Below are 17,579 nucleotides of genomic sequence, written 5' to 3' on the forward strand. Positions count from 1 at the left end.
GGGAGCCTTGCGGCTCCCGCTGCGGCTTACCAGGTTTGGGTGGCCTTGAACTTCTCGATACCGGCTTTCATGCCAGCGTCGATATCGTCATTGAAGTCACCCTTCACGTTGATCTTCGCCATCAATTCGGCGTGATCGCGGTTGAAGTAAGCAATCAGCGCTTGTTCAAAGCTGCCGACCTTGGCGATTTCAACGTCGGTCAGGAACCCACGCTCAGCGGCATACAGCGACAACGCCATGTCAGCGATCGACATTGGGGCGTATTGCTTCTGCTTCATCAGCTCGGTAACGCGCTGACCATGCTCAAGTTGCTTACGGGTCGCTTCGTCCAGGTCAGAAGCGAACTGGGCGAATGCCGCCAGTTCACGGTACTGAGCCAGAGCGGTACGGATACCACCGGAGAGCTTCTTGATGATCTTGGTCTGAGCGGCACCACCCACACGGGATACCGAAACACCGGCGTTCACTGCAGGGCGAATCCCTGAGTTGAACATGGCCGATTCCAGGAAGATCTGACCGTCGGTGATGGAAATCACGTTGGTCGGAACGAACGCGGAAACGTCGCCAGCCTGGGTTTCGATGATCGGCAGTGCGGTCAGGGAACCGGTTTTGCCGGTCACTGCGCCGTTGGTGAACTTCTCTACGTACTCTTCCGAAACGCGGGATGCGCGCTCCAGCAGACGGGAGTGGAGATAGAACACGTCGCCTGGGTAGGCTTCACGGCCTGGTGGACGGCGCAGCAGCAGGGAAATCTGGCGGTAAGCCACTGCTTGCTTGGACAGATCGTCATAAACGATCAGCGCGTCTTCACCGCGGTCGCGGAAGAATTCACCCATGGTGCAACCGGAGTACGGTGCCAGGAATTGCAGCGCAGGAGATTCCGAAGCACTGGCAGCCACGATGATCGTGTTGGCCAGGGCGCCGTTTTCTTCCAGCTTGCGAACCACGTTGGCGATGGTCGATTGCTTCTGACCGATGGCGACGTAGACGCAGAAAATGCCGCTGTCTTTCTGGTTGATGATCGCGTCGATCGCCAGAGCGGTCTTACCGATCTGACGGTCACCGATGATCAGCTCACGCTGGCCACGGCCGACTGGGATCATGGCATCGACAGCCTTGTAGCCAGTCTGTACAGGCTGGTCTACCGACTTACGCCAGATCACGCCCGGAGCAACTTTCTCGACCGCGTCGGTCTCGGTGTTGCCCAGTGGACCTTTACCGTCAACAGGGTTACCCAGTGCATCGACAACGCGACCCAGCAGTTCCTTACCAACCGGAACTTCCAGGATGCGGCCTGTGCACTTGGCGCTCATGCCTTCAGCCAGACTGGTGTATGCGCCCAATACAACGGCACCTACGGAGTCTTGCTCCAGGTTGAGGGCCATACCGTAGACGCCGCCCGGAAACTCGATCATCTCGCCGTACATGACGTCGGCCAGACCGTGAATCCGCACGATGCCGTCAGATACGCTGACGACAGTGCCTTCGTTACGGGCTTGGGAGGTCACATCGAGCTTGTCGATGCGGCCCTTGATAATTTCACTTATTTCGGAAGGATTGAGTTGCTGCATTGCTCTGCTGCCCCTTCAAACTCAAGATTTCAATGCTTCGGCAAGTTTCGCGATTTTGCCGCGAATCGAGCCATCGATAACCAGGTCGCCGGCACGGATAACAACACCACCAATAAGCGATGCGTCCTCCGAAGCTTGCAGGCGCACTTCCCGATTGAGTCGTGCACTGAGAACCTTGGCGAGTTTGTCTTGCTGTTCTTGGTTCAATGCGAAAGCACTGGTCACTTCAACGTCTACCGATTTCTCTGCTTCGGCCTTGTACAGGTCGAACAGAGCGGCGATCTCCGGCAATAGCGGGAGACGGTCGTTTTCGGCAATGACGTGGATGAAGTTCTGCACCTTCACATCAAACTTGTCGCCGCACACTTCAATAAAAGTGGCGGCCTTGTCTGCGCTCGTCAGGCGCGGGGCCTTGAGCACGCGCTGCATGGTGTCGTCTTGCGACACTGCTGCAGCCAGGCCGAGCATGGCTGACCAAGAGGCCAGTTGCTGGTGGGCCTGGGCGTGCTCGAAGGCTGCCTTAGCGTAAGGTCGGGCCAACGTGGTCAGTTCTGCCATGATCGCCCTCGCTTAAATTTCAGCAGCCAGTTTGTTAACCAGCTCCGCGTGCGCGTTTTGATCGATTGTGGCACCGAGGATCTTCTCAGCACCGCCAACGGCCAGAGCACCCAGTTGGGCACGCAGCGCGTCTTTGACACCGTTCAGTTCCTGTTCGATCTCGGCATGAGCCGAAGCCTTCACACGGTCAGCTTCGACGCGGGCTTTTTCAACAGCCTCTTCGACGATCTGGTTACCGCGTTTCTTGGCTTGCTCAATGATCTCGGCTGCCTGTGCTTTAGCTTCGCGCAGTTGCTGACCCACTTTCTCGTGGGCCAACTCCAGGTCGCGAGCTGCACGGCTGGCAGCGTCCAAACCATCCGCGATCTTCTTCTGACGTTCGTGCAAAGCCGCGATGACCGGAGGCCACACGAACTTCATGCAAAACACTACAAAAATGAAGAACGCAACGGATTGGCCAATCAGGGTTGCATTAATGTTCACGCCAACACCTCGCTCATTCGTTGTCCATCACCCCAATCACTCGAAAAGTCGAGTGATTAGCCAGCGAGTTGACCAACGAAGGGGTTCGCGAAGGTGAAGAACAATGCGATACCAACGCCGATCATGGTCACGGCGTCGAGCAGGCCGGCGACGATGAACATTTTAACTTGCAGCATTGGGACCATTTCTGGCTGACGCGCTGCGCCTTCCAGGAATTTGCCGCCCAGCAGGCCGAAACCAATGGCAGTACCCAGGGCGCCCAGGCCGATCAACAGTGCAACAGCGATAGCGGTTAGACCAACTACAGTTTCCATCTTTCCTCCCGACTTTTACGTCGTATGGTTTAGGTTTTTTAGATTTTAAAGCGGTAAAACAAATCGTTTCATAGCCCTGTTGGGCCACCTTCCCGTTTGACCGGGAAGGACATCAGACTAGTCGAGACTGGTCTTAATGGTTCTCTTCGTGCGCCATCGACAGGTAGACGATGGTCAGCATCATGAAGATGAAGGCCTGCAGGGTAATGATCAGGATGTGGAACACAGCCCACGCCCACTGCAGAACTACGCCCAGGCCGCTAAGCCAGAGCAGACCGCTGCCGAACATCACAGCGATCAGAATGAACACCAACTCGCCGGCATACATGTTGCCGAACAGTCGCAGAGCCAGGGAAATCGGCTTGGCGATCAGGGTGACGAATTCCAGCAGGAAGTTCACCGGGATCAGCAGGGCTTGAACGAAGATGTTCTTGCTGCCGAACGGGTGCAGGGTCAGTTCGCCGATGAAGCCGCCGATGCCCTTGACCTTGATGCTGTAGAAAATGATCAGCGCGAATACCGACAGAGCCATGCCCAGTGTGGCGTTCGGGTCAGTGGTGGATACGGCGCGGAATGGAATGTGCGGGTCGCCGGAGATCGCCATGGCCAACTGAGGAATCCAGTCCACCGGGATCAGGTCGACGGCGTTCATCAGGAACACCCAGACGAAGATGGTCAGTGCCAGCGGTGCAATCACCGGGCTACGGCCATGGAAGCTGTCTTTCACGCTTCCATCGACGAATTCGACCAATACTTCAACGAAGTTCTGCAAAGCACCTGGCTGACCGGAAGTCGCCTTCTTCGCCGCCATGCGGAAAATCAGAACGAAGATCAGGCCCAATGCGACCGACCAACCCAGAGTATCCAGGTGGAAAGCCCAGAAACCCATTTCTTTGGCTTCTGCTGCGGTGTGGGCAAAGCCCCAGCCGCCATTAGGAAGCTGACCGAAGGTCAGGTTCTGCAAGTGGTGCTGGATATAGCCCGAAGCGGTTGTTTCTGCCATGGTTGCCTCAAACGCCCTAAGGTTTCGAAAGTCTTGTTTTCATAAGCAGGGGAGCGAACCAGCTGACCAGTTGGGTCAACACGAAGACGCCGAATACAGCCAGCGGCGCCAATGGCTTCACACCTGCAAAGGTCAGTGCAAACAGCACTGCCGTCAAAATCAGTTTCCCCGCCTCGCCGGCATAAAAAGACCGGACGATAGCCTGGGCTGCTCGGGCGCCGGAAAACCGAAAGGCCCTGTGAGCAAAATACATATTGGGCAGCAAGGCTATCAGGCCTCCGCAGAGTCCTGAATACCCGGCTACGACTCCATGCCAATACCAAAGCGCCAATGCGGCGATCAGCAAAATGACAAATTGAGCCAGTAGAACCGGAAAAACAGCCAAGCGATGGAACGGCAACGTGTTTGGCGTGCGGGTTTCCATCACTCTTGCTCCTCAATGGTCGGCTGCCGGAAATCAATAACTTGGCATAATTTGTGCCGACAAAATGCGCGCAGAGTATAGGGGCGGTTCAGCCCCTATTCAACTGTCGGGTAGTGATTTCCGATCACGCGCTACATAAGCAAATGTTTCAGCGGATGTGGGCAAGGACGCCTTGAAGCTCGTCAAGGGAGTTATATCCGATGACCAATTGCCCTTTGCCCTTCTTGCCGTGACGAATTTGCACCGCAGAGCCCAGGCGCTCGGCCAGGCGCTGCTCGAGTCGCGCGATATCCGGATCAGGTTTGGCGGTTTCCACCGGTGCAGGTTTGCCGCTGAGCCACTGGCGCACCAGCGCTTCAGTCTGACGTACGGTCAGGCCTCGTGCGACAACGTGTCGCGCCCCTTCAACCTGTTGATTTTCCGGCAAACCGAGCAACGCCCGGGCATGGCCCATTTCCAGGTCGCCGTGGGACAACATGGTCTTGATCACTTCCGGCAGAGCGATCAAACGCAACAAGTTGGACACGGTGACGCGGGACTTGCCCACCGCCTCGGCCACTTGCTGCTGAGTGAGCTGGAATTCCTGCTGCAAACGCTGCAACGCAATCGCTTCTTCGATCGGGTTGAGGTCTTCACGCTGGATATTCTCGATCAACGCCATGGCGATCGCGGTTTCATCCGGCACATCGCGCACCATGGCCGGGATGGTTTCCTTGCCGGCCTGCTGGCTGGCGCGCCAGCGGCGCTCACCGGCGATGATCTCAAAGCGGCCGCCGCCAATGGGGCGCACCACGATGGGCTGCATCACGCCCTGAGCCTTGATCGAGTTGGACAGTTCTTCCAGGGCCTGGGGGTCCATGTCCCGACGTGGCTGGTATTTGCCGCGCTGGATCAGGTCCAGCGGCAAGTGCTGCAGCTCGCGCTCGTCGGCCTGCACCGCTTGTTCTTCAAGCGATGTGACGGTCGGACCACTCAACAGTGCATCCAGTCCACGTCCGAGACCTCGTTTCTTGACGGCCATGGGGATTCCTTAAGTTGGCTGGGCTGCAGCGGTGCGTGAATTGCGGCGTTGCCGGCGAACCATCTCGCCAGCCAATGCCAAGTAGGCAATGGCGCCACGCGAGGATTTGTCGTACGCCAGCGCGGGCATGCCATAGCTTGGCGCTTCGGCCAGGCGGATGTTGCGTGGAATCACGGTGTCGTACAACTGGTCACCGAAGTGTTCCTTGAGCTGCGCCGAGACATCGTTCATCAGGCTCAGGCGCGGGTCGAACATCGTCCGCAACAAACCTTCGATCTGCAGTTTCGGGTTGAGCAGCTCGGCAATGCGCTTGATGTTATCCACAAGGTCGCTCAGGCCTTCCAACGCGTAGTACTCGCACTGCATGGGGATAATCACCCCATCGGCGGCTACCAGGGCGTTAAGCGTGAGCATCGACAGCGACGGTGGGCAGTCGATCAAAATGTAATCGTAGTTGTCGCGAATGGGCGCCAGGGCGCTGCGCAGACGGCTTTCTTTCATCTGCATTTCCAGCAGCACCACTTCCGCCGCGGTCAGATCGCGGTTGGCCGGCAGCAGTTGGTAACCGCCGTGCTCGGAATAGTGCATGGCCTGGGCCAGGTCGCATTCGCCAATCAGCAAATCGTAGACCGAGTTTTCCAGGCCGTGTTTATCCACACCGCTACCCATGGTGGCGTTGCCCTGTGGATCGAGATCGATCAGCAGCACCCGACGCTTGGTCGCGACCAGGGATGCTGCGAGGTTGATACAGGTGGTGGTTTTACCCACGCCACCTTTCTGGTTCGCTATCGCGAATACCTTAGCCATTCTTGCTTGTGTTCCCAATCATGCCGTGCGGCGCAGTATCAGCAGATGGCGTTGGCCTTGGCAACCAGGTACGGCCAAGGCGTGTTCGCTATCGAGGTGGAAGTCTGCCGGCAATGCTAACAGCTCGTCGCTTGGATGAACGCCCTTCATTGCCAGCCAACGGGTGTCACGGTCGCCCAGGTGGCGCGTCCAGTTGCTGAAGTTATCCATGCTGCTGAACGCCCGGGACACGATCCCGTTGAACGGCAGTTCAGGCGTGAACGCCTCGACACGACTGTGGATAACTTGCAGGTTATCCAGCTTGAGTTCGAGTTTGACCTGGGTCAGGAATCGGGTTTTCTTGCCGTTGCTGTCCAGGCAGGTCACGTGGGAATCGGGAAACAGGATCGCCAACGGAATGCCAGGCATGCCGCCGCCACTGCCGACGTCGAGCCAGCGGCCGTTTTCGATAAACGGCATCACGCTGAGGCTGTCAAGCAAATGTCGCGACACCATCTCGTCTGGGTCACGTACTGCGGTCAGGTTGTAAGCCTTGTTCCATTTGATCAACAGGGCCAGGTAGCCCAGCAGTAACTCATGCTGGGCTTCGGTCAGGGCCACGCCCAACTGACGCGCTCCTGTGGATAACTCTTCGGCGTGTTGCGAGGTGACCAACGAACTCAAGCGCTTTGCTCCAACTGACGGCCCGCGCCGCGTTTTTTCAAATGAATCATCAACAGCGAGATGGCTGCCGGGGTGACGCCAGGGATGCGTGAAGCCTGGCCGAGGGTTTCCGGACGAGTTATCCCCAACTTGCTTTGAATTTCTTTCGACAACCCGGAAATCCCGGTGTAGTCGATATCCACAGGCAGCTTGGTGTCTTCACTGGCGCGCAGCCGGGCGATCTCGTCCTGCTGGCGATCAATGTAGCCTGCGTATTTGGTCTTGATTTCAACCTGTTCGGCAACCTGGGGGTCTTCTGCGCCCTGGCCAGTCACTTCGACCAGACCAGCGTAGTCGATTTCCGGACGGGAAAGCAGGTTGAGCAAGTTGTACTCATGGGTCAACGGCGTGCCGAATTTTTCTGCAATGGCGTCGCCCTGCTCCGTGCCCGGGCGAACCCAGGTACCTTTCAGACGCTGTTCTTCGAGCGCAATGCTTTCGCGTTTTTTGCAGAAGGCCGCCCAGCGGGCGTCATCGACCAGGCCCAGCTCGCGACCTTTTTCGGTCAAGCGCAGGTCGGCGTTGTCTTCGCGCAGGATCAGACGGTATTCCGCCCGAGAAGTGAACATGCGGTACGGTTCCTGGGTACCCAGGGTAATCAGGTCGTCGACCAATACGCCGATGTAGGCTTCATCGCGACGCGGGCACCAGCTGTCTTTGCCCTGTGCACGCAATGCTGCGTTGGTCCCGGCCAGCAAACCTTGGGCGCCGGCTTCTTCATAACCGGTGGTGCCGTTGATTTGGCCGGCGAAGAACAGGCCGCCGATTACTTTGGTTTCGAGGCTGTATTTCAGGTCGCGCGGGTCGAAGTAGTCGTACTCGATGGCGTAGCCCGGACGCACGATGTGCGCGTTTTCCATACCGCGAATCGACTGCACGATCTGGATTTGCACATCGAACGGCAGCGAAGTGGAAATTCCGTTGGGATACAGCTCGTGGGTGGTCAACCCTTCCGGCTCGATAAAGACCTGGTGGCTCTCCTTGTCGGCAAAGCGGTGGATCTTGTCTTCGATCGACGGGCAATACCGCGGGCCAATGCCTTCGATCACCCCGGAATACATCGGCGAACGATCAAGGTTCGCGGCAATGATTTCGTGGGTACGGGCGTTGGTGTGGGTAATCCAGCAGCTGACCTGTTTCGGGTGCTGTTCCTTGGAGCCCATGAACGACATGACCGGAATCGGCGTATCGCCGGCTTGTTCGGTCATCACCGAAAAATCCACGGAACGCCCGTCAATACGTGGCGGGGTCCCGGTTTTCAGGCGACCGACACGCAACGGCAATTCCCGCAGGCGTTTTGCCAGAGCAATCGACGGCGGATCGCCAGCGCGACCACCGGAATAATTCTGCATCCCGATGTGGATAAGCCCACCCAGGAAAGTGCCGGTGGTCAGTACAACGGATTCTGCGAAGAAACGCAGGCCCATTTGAGTGACGACACCGCGTACCTGGTCCTGTTCGACGATCAGGTCATCGGCTGCCTGCTGAAATATCCACAGGTTCGGCTGGTTTTCCAGGGTTTCACGTACCGCTGCCTTGTACAGGATACGGTCGGCCTGGGCGCGGGTTGCACGCACGGCCGGGCCCTTTCGGCTGTTGAGCACACGAAACTGAATGCCACCTTTGTCGGTGGCCATGGCCATCACGCCGCCAAGGGCATCGATTTCCTTGACCAGATGGCTTTTGCCAATCCCGCCAATCGCGGGGTTGCAACTCATGGCTCCGAGGGTTTCCACGTTGTGCGTCAGCAACAGGGTTTTTACGCCCATGCGTGCTGACGCCAGTGCTGCCTCGGTACCGGCATGACCGCCGCCGATGACGATCACTTCAAAACGGGAAGGGAAATCCACCACGCACCTCGTGCCTGCTTATGTAGGTAATCAGGAATTGTTTGTTGAAAGGGTTTTAGAGCTTTGCGGGCAAGTATAGGGACTTAGCCCTTCCTAAAGAACCCTTTGCACAAAATTTAACCAGCTGTGGATGAATCACAGACAATAGAAGTTAAAAGAGAGAAATTTATTAAATCTTTGTTTTTATGTTTATTTATACTGAGCGACCTTTCTGTGGATAGATCTCTACAGCCCTTTATTTACAAAGTGTACAGCGATTCAAAACGTTGTGATCATCTGCCAATGAGGCCCTTGGATAAGTGCTTTAAGCCTGTGGATTAAAGCGGTGGTTATCCACAGGCGGGTTTTTACTCAGGTTTCAGGCCCTGTTATCAACTGGGCACAGAAGTGGTTATTCACAGGGCTTAATCCACAAAAAACGCGCCAACCAGTGTGAATAGCGTCCACGGCAAAGCCACCGTCGCAGGCAAAGGAGATCAAAAATAGGATGTGGACGCCGAACAGACAGGCACGAGAGGCCTGCCTGTGGAGAACGAAGGCGGGGTTTACTTGCCGATACAGAAGCTGGAAAAGATCCTGCCGAGCAAATCATCCGAGCTGAAAGCCCCGGTGATTTCACCCAACAGCTGCTGCGCTTGGCGCAGATCTTCAGCCAGCAGCTCCCCAGCCCCCGCCAAGGTCAGCTGGGCCCGCCCGTGCTCCAAGGCCGCGCTGGCATGACGCAGCGCTTCCAGGTGCCTGCGGCGCGCACTGAAGCTGCTTTCCGACGTCTGTTCGTAGCCCATGCAGGCTTTAAGGTGTTCGCGCAGCAACTCCAGACCGTCACCGGCCGATTTCGCGCTCAGGCTGATGGTGACGTGGCCATCTTCACTGGTTTCCAGGGCGATGGCTTCACCCGTAAGATCGGCCTTGTTACGGATCAAGGTGACTTTGGCTGGGTCTGGCCGTTGTTCAAGGAATTCGGGCCACAAGGCAAAAGGATCCACAGCTTCCGGCGCAGTGGCATCCACCACCAGCAACACACGATCGGCTTCGCTGATCGCCTTGAGCGCACGTTCCACGCCGATCTTTTCCACCTGGTCGTCGGTATCGCGTAAACCAGCAGTGTCCACCACGTGCAGCGGCATACCGTCGATGTGGATATGTTCACGCAAGATATCCCGGGTAGTGCCGGCGATCTCGGTGACGATGGCCGCTTCGCGCCCTGCCAGGGCATTGAGCAGGCTGGATTTGCCTGCATTGGGCCTGCCGGCAATCACCACTGTCATACCATCGCGTAACAAGGCGCCCTGCCCGGCTTCGCGCAGCACTGTGGATAACTCATCGCGGACTTTATCCAGCATCGCCAACACATGGCCATCTGCCAGGAAGTCGATTTCTTCTTCCGGAAAATCAATCGCGGCTTCAACGTAGATGCGCAGGCTGATCAACTGCTCGGTCAAGTTATGCACACGCAGGGAAAACGCCCCCTGCAATGAACGCAATGCGTTACGTGCAGCCTGTGCAGAACTGGCTTCGATCAAATCGGCGATCGCTTCGGCCTGGGCCAGGTCGAGCTTATCGTTCAAGAATGCGCGTTCGCTGAATTCCCCGGGTCTGGCCAGGCGGCAACCCAATTGCAAGCAGCGCTGCAGCAGCATATCCAACACCACAGGACCACCGTGCCCTTGTAATTCAAGGACATCTTCACCGGTGAACGAGTTTGGCCCCGGAAAATAAATAGCCAAACCCTCGTCCAATACGCTTTGGTCGGCATCCAGGAACTGGCCGTAATGGGCATAACGGGGTTTCAGCTCCCGGCCGCTGATAGCCTTGGCTGCCACGCCCGCCAATGGCCCGGAAATTCGAACGATACCGACGCCGCCTCGACCTTGAGCGGTGGCGACAGCAGCGATGGTTTCACGAGGAGCGCTCATCAGCAGGTTCCAGAACAAAAGTGACGGAAAGCAAAACGCCCCACTAGGGGGCGTCTTGAGTGGTTATCCACAGAGTAAATTACGCCTCGGCTTTTTGGGTAGCCGCTTCGATTTTACGTGTGATGTACCACTGTTGAGAGATCGACAACACGTTGTTGACCACCCAGTACAGTACCAAGCCAGCAGGGAACCACAGGAAGAAGAAGGTGAAGATGATTGGCATCATTTTCATTACCTTGGCCTGCATCGGATCCGGCGGGGTTGGGTTCAGACGCTGCTGGATGAACATGGTCGCGCCCATGATGATCGGCAGGATAAAGAACGGGTCTTTGATCGACAGGTCAGTTATCCACAGCATGAACGGTGCCTGGCGCATTTCCACGCTTTCCAGAAGTACCCAGTAAAGCGACAGGAACACCGGCATCTGTACCAGAATCGGCAAGCATCCACCCAGCGGGTTGATCTTCTCTTTCTTGTACAACTCCATCATGGCCTGCGACATTTTCTGCCGGTCATCACCATGTTGTTCTTTCAGCGCGGCCAGTTTCGGGGCCACGGCACGCATACGCGCCATCGACTTGTAGCTGGCTGCCGACAGAGGGAAGAAAAGCCCTTTGATCAGCATGGTCAGGAAGATGATCGACCAGCCCCAGTTACCGACGATGCTGTGGATATGTTGCAACAACCAGAAGATCGGCTGGGCAATGAACCACAGGAAGCCGTAATCCACAGTCAGTTCCAGACCTGGGGACAACTCTTTCAATACGGCCTGGCTTTTAGGGCCGGCGTACAGGGTAGCGCTGGTTTCAGCCTTGGCACCTGGAGCGACGGTCAACGCCGGGCCAGTGAAGCCAATGATGTAGTTGCCCTGGCTGTCCTTGCGGGTTTGAACCAGGTTCGCGTCACCCTTGTTCGGGATCCAGGCGGTCACGAAATAGTGCTGCAGCCACGCTACCCAGCCACCTTGGACGGTTTCTTTCAGCGTGCCCTTGTCGATATCTTTCATCGACACTTTTTTGTACGGCTCGTTACTTGTCCACAGGGCGGCGCCCAGGTAAGTCGCGGTGCCGGTGGCGGTGCTGGAAGACGGATCGGAGCTGGCGTCACGCTTGAGTTGGGCAAACAGGTTGCCGCTCCAGGCTTTGTCGCTGGTGTTGTCGATCAGGTAAGTGACCTTCAAATCGTACAAACCGCGGGTAAAGCTGAAACGCTTGATGTAGTTGACGCCGTCGAGGCTGAATTTCAGGTCGACGTTCAACTGGTTCTGGCCGTCTGCCAGTTGATAAGTCTTCTGTTCGGTCGAATAAACCGGACGACCGGTAGCACGTGCATCCGGACCATTGGTGCCGGTCAGGCCGCTTTGCGCCAGATAAGTACGTTCACCGCCGTTATCGAACAGTTGGAACGGCACATCCGGATGGTCTTGGCGACGTGGATAAAGCGGCAGCTTCAGCTGTGCGATATCACCACCCTGTGGGTCGATAGCCAGGTCAAGCACATCCGTTTTTACGTGGATGAGGTCTTTGTTGGTGACCACTGGCGTTTCTAACGGGGCACTTGTCTCGCCATTCGCGCTGGGAACATCGGCACTCGCGGACGCATTGTTACCCAACGGGGTGTCCGGAATAGCCGGCGCAGCCTGATTGGTAGCAACATTCTGAGTCGGCAGGGCAGCCTGACCGTAGTCCTGGTTCCATTTAAGGACCATGACATAGGACACGATTGCCAGGGCGACGATCAGGATTGTGCGTTTAATATCCATGATTACTCGGCCATCGAAGAAGAACGGGAGGTAGGGATAGGTGGAACCGGGTCATAACCACCGGGATTCCACGGATGACAGCGACCTAAACGACGAAAGGTCAGCCAGCCACCGCGCAGAAGACCATGATTTTCTATGGCCTCTAACGCGTAGCAGGAACAGCTGGGGTAGAAACGACAGTGGCTGGCCATCAGAGGACTAATGGCATAGCGATAAAACTGGATCGGAACGATTGCCAGTTTACGCATCAAGGCTGTCTACCCCTACAGTTTCGGTGCTGACTGCTGGTGCTGGCTTGTGGGTACGCGCCAAACGTTTCCAGAGCTTGCCGAAATGCTGAATCAATTCGGGGTTTTCTACATCACCCAAGCCTTTGCGCGCGACGATAACAATATCCCAACCAACCAGAGTGTCCTGGTGGAGGCGAAACGATTCGCGCATCAGACGCTTGAGGCGATTGCGCTCAACGGAGAGCTTTACGCTCTTCTTGCCGATCACCAACCCGAGACGGGGGTGATCAAGATCGTTGTTACGCGCAAGGAGCAGGAGATTTTTCCCCGGAACCTTGCCGGTGGGGGAGTCAAAGACTGCCTTGAAATGCCGGGGGGTTAGCAGACGCTTTTCCCGACTGAAGTCCTGACTCACCACCAGTACCGGATTATCAAACTGCCAGACGCGCACGACCTTTGGCGCGGCGACGCGACAGGACAGCACGGCCGTTCTTGGTAGCCATGCGAGCACGGAAGCCGTGAGTACGGGCGCGTTTGATGGTGCTTGGTTGGAAAGTACGTTTCATGGCGTTGTTACCTGGTTCGTCCACAACGGGCCGGAATGGCCCCCGTTTTAAGAGACCGGCGATTCTAGAGAAAGCAAGCCTCTAGGTCAATTTCCAACCAGCTTTTCCTTTAATTAGATGTCGACGGGGTCCTGACGTCCTTCTCCCCGTTTGGCTTCCATCCGACATGCCATAGATATAAAAATAAAGAAGGAAGTTATTTAAAGCTTTTCTGTAAAGCTTATAAAAGCTAGAGGCGTGATCATCTGTGGATAACTGCCTTTAGCCCTTGTTCTACGTGTTGTACAGAGAATGACAACACGGGGGAGAAGCGGTGCTCTGCCTGTGCTGCGCTATCGGATAAGCTGTGTGTGGAACAGCTAGTTATCCACAGACCGGTTACCCACAGACTTTCGACCCCACTTGTACAACGAGCTCAGGTGGGTTTATCCACAGAGCTTATGCACAGACCACTGGTCGCATTTTTTGCGGTTAAGGCATTGATTTTGGGTGGCCTGTGAGCAACCTACATGTGGATAAGTGGACGGCTGGCCGCTACAATGGCGGCTGTTTTTGCCTCACCGGCTTTCAACTTAGGGGATATCCGTGTCAGTGGAACTTTGGCAGCAGTGCGTGGAGCTTTTGCGCGATGAGCTGCCTGCCCAGCAATTCAACACCTGGATCCGTCCGCTACAGGTCGAAGCCGAAGGCGACGAGTTGCGTGTCTATGCGCCCAATCGTTTTGTCCTCGACTGGGTCAACGAGAAGTACCTGGGCCGCGTTCTCGAATTGCTCGACGAACATGGCAACGGTCTAGCGCCTGCCCTCTCCTTATTAATAGGCAGCAAGCGCAGCTCAGCTCCTCGCGCCGCGCCGAATGCGCCATTGGCCGCCGCCGCGTCGCAAGCCCAAGCTGCAGTGGCGCCTGTCGCCGCCGCGCCTGCACCGACAGCTGCGTCGTCCAAACCATCGTCGCGCAAAAATGCGCCAGAAAATGAGGAGCCGTCTCGCGACAGCTTCGACCCGATGGCCGGTGCCAGCTCCCAGCAGGCGCCTGTGCGCTCCGAGCAACGCACTGTGCAGGTAGAAGGCGCGCTCAAGCACACCAGTTACCTGAACCGTACGTTTACCTTCGAAAACTTCGTCGAAGGTAAATCCAACCAGCTGGCCCGAGCGGCCGCCTGGCAGGTCGCCGATAACCCCAAGCATGGTTACAACCCGCTCTTCCTTTATGGCGGTGTGGGCTTGGGTAAGACGCACTTGATGCACGCCGTCGGTAACCACCTATTAAAGAAGAACCCGAATGCCAAGGTGGTTTACCTGCATTCGGAGCGCTTCGTGGCCGACATGGTCAAGGCTTTGCAGCTCAACGCCATCAACGAGTTCAAGCGTTTCTACCGCTCCGTTGATGCCTTGCTGATCGATGACATTCAGTTCTTCGCACGCAAGGAGCGTTCCCAGGAAGAGTTCTTCCACACCTTCAACGCCCTGCTCGAAGGTGGCCAGCAGGTCATCTTGACCAGTGACCGTTACCCGAAGGAAATCGAAGGCCTGGAAGAGCGTCTGAAATCGCGTTTCGGCTGGGGCCTGACGGTTGCAGTCGAGCCACCGGAGTTGGAAACCCGTGTAGCGATCCTGATGAAGAAGGCCGACCAGGCTAAAGTCGATCTGCCGCACGACGCTGCATTCTTCATTGCCCAACGCATCCGTTCCAACGTGCGTGAGCTGGAAGGCGCGCTCAAGCGGGTTATCGCTCACTCGCACTTCATGGGCCGCGATATCACCATCGAGCTGATTCGCGAGTCCTTGAAAGACTTGTTGGCCTTGCAGGACAAGCTGGTGAGTGTGGATAACATCCAGCGCACCGTGGCTGAGTACTACAAGATCAAGATTTCCGACCTGCTTTCCAAGCGCCGTTCGCGCTCGGTTGCACGTCCACGCCAGGTTGCCATGGCCCTCTCCAAGGAGTTGACCAACCACAGCCTGCCGGAAATCGGTGATGTGTTTGGCGGACGCGACCACACCACGGTCTTGCACGCATGCCGCAAGATCAATGAACTTAAGGAATCCGACGCGGATATTCGCGAGGACTACAAGAACCTGCTGCGTACACTGACTACGTGATGACACCAGCGCAGCTTATTAAGGCAAGGGACTAGACCATGCATTTCACCATTCAACGCGAAGCCCTGTTGAAACCCCTGCAACTGGTCGCAGGCGTCGTCGAGCGCCGACAGACCTTGCCGGTGCTTTCCAACGTATTACTGGTGGTCGAGGGGCAACAGTTGTCCTTGACCGGTACCGACCTGGAAGTCGAACTGGTGGGTCGCGTCCAGCTCGAAGAGCCCGCCGAACCTGGCGAGATCACCGTGCCGGCGCGCAAGCTGATGGATATCTGCAAAAGCCTGCCCAACGATGCGCTGATCGACATCAAGGTGGATGAGCAAAAGCTGGTGGTCAAGGCTGGCCGTAGCCGTTTCACTCTGTCGACCTTGCCGGCCAATGATTTCCCTACCGTGGAAGAAGGCCCGGGCTCGCTGACGTGCAGCCTGGAGCAAAGCAAGCTGCGTCGCCTGATCGAGCGCACCAGTTTCGCCATGGCCCAGCAGGACGTGCGTTACTACCTCAACGGTATGCTGCTGGAAGTATCGGAAGGCATCATCCGTGCGGTAGCCACCGACGGTCACCGCCTGGCGATGTGCTCGATGCGTGCCGATATTGGTCAGCCGGATCGTCACCAGGTGATCGTTCCACGCAAGGGTATCCTTGAACTGGCGCGCTTGCTCACCGAGCCAGACGGTAACGTCAGCATCGTGTTGGGCCAGCACCACATTCGCGCCACGACCGGCGAGTTCACCTTCACCTCCAAGCTGGTCGACGGCAAGTTCCCGGACTACGAGCGTGTGTTGCCTAAAGGCGGCGACAAGCTGGTGGTCGGTGATCGTCAGGCTCTGCGTGAAGCCTTCAGCCGTACGGCGATTCTGTCCAACGAAAAGTACCGTGGTATTCGCCTGCAGCTGGCCAACGGCCAACTGAAAATCCAGGCCAACAACCCGGAACAGGAAGAGGCGGAAGAAGAAGTGGGTGTCGACTACAACGGCGCATCGCTGGAAATCGGCTTTAACGTGAGCTACCTGCTGGACGTGCTGGGGGTGATGACCACCGAACAGGTTCGTCTGATCCTTTCGGACTCTAACAGCAGCGCCCTGGTGCAAGAATCCGACAACGACGATTCGGCTTACGTTGTCATGCCGATGCGCCTGTAACCATGCTCAGCAGAAGCTAGATGTCCCTTAGTCGCGTCTCGGTCACCGCGGTGCGCAATCTGCACCCGGTGACCTTCTCCCCTTCCCCCCGCATCAACATCCTCCATGGCGCCAACGGCAGTGGCAAAACCAGCGTGCTGGAAGCCATCCACCTGCTGGGGCTTGCGCGTTCTTTCCGCAGTGCGCGCCTGTTACCCGTGATCCAGTACGAACAATTGGCCTGCACCGTATTTGGCCAAGTGGAACTGGCTGAAGGCGGTCATAGCAGCCTGGGGATATCGCGTGATCGCGGTGGGGAATTTCAGATACGAATCGACGGGCAAAATGCGCGCAGCGCAGCGCAGTTGGCAGAGATCCTGCCGTTGCAGTTGATCAACCCCGACAGCTTTCGATTGCTGGAGGGTGCCCCGAAAATCCGTCGGCAATTCCTCGACTGGGGCGTGTTCCACGTGGAACCACGCTTTATGGCCACTTGGCAGCGCCTGCAGAAGGCCCTGCGGCAGCGGAACTCATGGCTGCGGCATGGTACACTTGACGCCGCTTCGCAAGCAGCCTGGGACCGCGAACTGTGCCTGGCCAGCGACGAAATAGATGAGTACCGCCGTGCCTATATCAAAGCCTTGAAACCAGTCTTTGAGCAGACCTTGAGCGAGTTGTTGGACCTCGAGGGGCTGACGCTGAGTTATTACCGGGGTTGGGACAAAGAACGTGAGCTGAGTGCAGTGCTCGCAACGTCCTTGCAACGGGATCAGCAAATCGGCCACACCCAGGCCGGACCCCAACGCGCTGATTTGCGCCTTAGATTAGGTGCACACAATGCCGCGGACATCTTGTCCCGCGGCCAGCAAAAGTTGGTGGTCTGTGCGTTGCGTATCGCGCAGGGCCATTTGGTTAGCCAGGCTCGACGCGGTCAGTGTATTTATTTGGTGGATGACTTGCCGTCGGAGCTCGACGAGCAGCACCGCCGCTCGCTATGCCGCTTGTTGGAAGACTTACGCTGCCAGGTGTTTATCACCTGTGTAGACCACGAATTATTGAGGGAAGGCTGGCATACGGAAACGCCAGTCGCTTTGTTCCACGTGGAACAAGGCCGTATCACCCAGACCCACGACCATCGGGAGTGAAGG

Annotated in this window: 18 protein-coding genes; 3 read left to right on the forward strand and 15 right to left on the reverse strand. The window is 56.9% G+C overall.

Features of this window, described 5'->3' with window-relative positions:
* Nucleotides 1-26: 26 nt before the first annotated feature.
* The 15 genes from atpA to rpmH form a co-directional block, all read right to left on the reverse strand.
* Nucleotides 27-1,571: a F0F1 ATP synthase subunit alpha gene (gene atpA, locus DK871_RS01060; RefSeq protein WP_003195831.1), complete on the reverse strand. Its 1,545-nt coding sequence runs from the start codon at nucleotides 1,569-1,571 to the stop codon at nucleotides 27-29.
* Between the two features lie 21 nt (nucleotides 1,572-1,592).
* Nucleotides 1,593-2,129 carry a F0F1 ATP synthase subunit delta gene (locus DK871_RS01065; protein ID WP_003195833.1) on the reverse strand — a complete coding sequence of 179 codons (537 nt, stop codon included), beginning with the start codon at nucleotides 2,127-2,129 and terminating at the stop codon, nucleotides 1,593-1,595.
* Nucleotides 2,130-2,141: 12 nt separating this feature from the next.
* Nucleotides 2,142-2,612: a F0F1 ATP synthase subunit B gene (locus tag DK871_RS01070; RefSeq protein WP_003195835.1), complete on the reverse strand. Its 471-nt coding sequence runs from the start codon at nucleotides 2,610-2,612 to the stop codon at nucleotides 2,142-2,144.
* Between the two features lie 56 nt (nucleotides 2,613-2,668).
* Nucleotides 2,669-2,926: a F0F1 ATP synthase subunit C gene (gene atpE / locus DK871_RS01075; protein ID WP_002555987.1), complete on the reverse strand. Its 258-nt coding sequence runs from the start codon at nucleotides 2,924-2,926 to the stop codon at nucleotides 2,669-2,671.
* 133 nt (nucleotides 2,927-3,059) lie between these two features.
* Nucleotides 3,060-3,929: a F0F1 ATP synthase subunit A gene (gene atpB / locus DK871_RS01080; protein ID WP_003195886.1), complete on the reverse strand. Its 870-nt coding sequence runs from the start codon at nucleotides 3,927-3,929 to the stop codon at nucleotides 3,060-3,062.
* 16 nt (nucleotides 3,930-3,945) lie between these two features.
* Nucleotides 3,946-4,353 (reverse strand): F0F1 ATP synthase subunit I, encoded by a 408-nt coding sequence (locus DK871_RS01085; protein ID WP_010565865.1) that lies wholly within the window; start codon nucleotides 4,351-4,353, stop codon nucleotides 3,946-3,948.
* Between the two features lie 148 nt (nucleotides 4,354-4,501).
* Nucleotides 4,502-5,374: a ParB/RepB/Spo0J family partition protein gene (locus DK871_RS01090; RefSeq protein ID WP_003195890.1), complete on the reverse strand. Its 873-nt coding sequence runs from the start codon at nucleotides 5,372-5,374 to the stop codon at nucleotides 4,502-4,504.
* Nucleotides 5,375-5,383: 9 nt separating this feature from the next.
* On the reverse strand, nucleotides 5,384-6,181 hold the full coding sequence (locus DK871_RS01095) for a ParA family protein (RefSeq protein ID WP_003195891.1): 798 nt from the start codon (nucleotides 6,179-6,181) through the stop codon (nucleotides 5,384-5,386).
* Nucleotides 6,182-6,199: 18 nt separating this feature from the next.
* Nucleotides 6,200-6,844, reverse strand: a complete 645-nt coding sequence (rsmG, locus tag DK871_RS01100; RefSeq protein ID WP_161903700.1) for a 16S rRNA (guanine(527)-N(7))-methyltransferase RsmG — start codon at nucleotides 6,842-6,844, stop codon at nucleotides 6,200-6,202.
* Complete coding sequence (gene mnmG, locus DK871_RS01105) at nucleotides 6,841-8,733, reverse strand: tRNA uridine-5-carboxymethylaminomethyl(34) synthesis enzyme MnmG (RefSeq protein ID WP_161903701.1); 1,893 nt, start codon at nucleotides 8,731-8,733, stop codon at nucleotides 6,841-6,843. Before mnmG ends, rsmG begins: the two co-directional genes overlap by 4 nt.
* A gap of 545 nt (nucleotides 8,734-9,278) precedes the next feature.
* On the reverse strand, nucleotides 9,279-10,649 hold the full coding sequence (gene mnmE / locus DK871_RS01110) for a tRNA uridine-5-carboxymethylaminomethyl(34) synthesis GTPase MnmE (RefSeq protein ID WP_056790746.1): 1,371 nt from the start codon (nucleotides 10,647-10,649) through the stop codon (nucleotides 9,279-9,281).
* A gap of 79 nt (nucleotides 10,650-10,728) precedes the next feature.
* Nucleotides 10,729-12,411 carry a membrane protein insertase YidC gene (gene yidC / locus DK871_RS01115; RefSeq protein ID WP_003195904.1) on the reverse strand — a complete coding sequence of 561 codons (1,683 nt, stop codon included), beginning with the start codon at nucleotides 12,409-12,411 and terminating at the stop codon, nucleotides 10,729-10,731.
* 2 nt (nucleotides 12,412-12,413) lie between these two features.
* Nucleotides 12,414-12,659 carry a membrane protein insertion efficiency factor YidD gene (gene yidD, locus DK871_RS01120; RefSeq protein WP_019816912.1) on the reverse strand — a complete coding sequence of 82 codons (246 nt, stop codon included), beginning with the start codon at nucleotides 12,657-12,659 and terminating at the stop codon, nucleotides 12,414-12,416.
* Nucleotides 12,652-13,059, reverse strand: coding sequence for a ribonuclease P protein component (rnpA, locus tag DK871_RS01125; RefSeq protein ID WP_020302575.1), 408 nt, complete (start codon nucleotides 13,057-13,059; stop codon nucleotides 12,652-12,654). The genes yidD and rnpA overlap by 8 nt, the downstream gene beginning before the upstream one ends.
* 13 nt (nucleotides 13,060-13,072) lie before the next feature.
* Nucleotides 13,073-13,207 carry a 50S ribosomal protein L34 gene (rpmH, locus tag DK871_RS01130; protein WP_003213577.1) on the reverse strand — a complete coding sequence of 45 codons (135 nt, stop codon included), beginning with the start codon at nucleotides 13,205-13,207 and terminating at the stop codon, nucleotides 13,073-13,075.
* Between the two features lie 585 nt (nucleotides 13,208-13,792).
* Here rpmH and dnaA point away from each other — a divergent pair.
* Genes dnaA through recF form a run of 3 tightly spaced genes read left to right on the forward strand, consistent with a single transcriptional unit; the run spans nucleotide 13,793 to nucleotide 17,576 of the window.
* Nucleotides 13,793-15,310: a chromosomal replication initiator protein DnaA gene (gene dnaA, locus DK871_RS01135; protein WP_161903702.1), complete on the forward strand. Its 1,518-nt coding sequence runs from the start codon at nucleotides 13,793-13,795 to the stop codon at nucleotides 15,308-15,310.
* 38 nt (nucleotides 15,311-15,348) lie between these two features.
* A complete protein-coding gene (dnaN, locus tag DK871_RS01140) occupies nucleotides 15,349-16,452 on the forward strand; it encodes a DNA polymerase III subunit beta (protein WP_003187250.1) in 1,104 nt (367 codons plus the stop codon).
* Between the two features lie 20 nt (nucleotides 16,453-16,472).
* Entirely contained in the window at nucleotides 16,473-17,576 is a 1,104-nt protein-coding gene (recF, locus tag DK871_RS01145; RefSeq protein WP_161903703.1) for a DNA replication/repair protein RecF, read from the forward strand.
* Nucleotides 17,577-17,579: the final 3 nt, after the last annotated feature.

Origin of the sequence: Pseudomonas sp. L13 (assembly GCF_009935965.1) — a bacterium.
GTDB lineage: Bacteria > Pseudomonadota > Gammaproteobacteria > Pseudomonadales > Pseudomonadaceae > Aquipseudomonas > Aquipseudomonas lactis.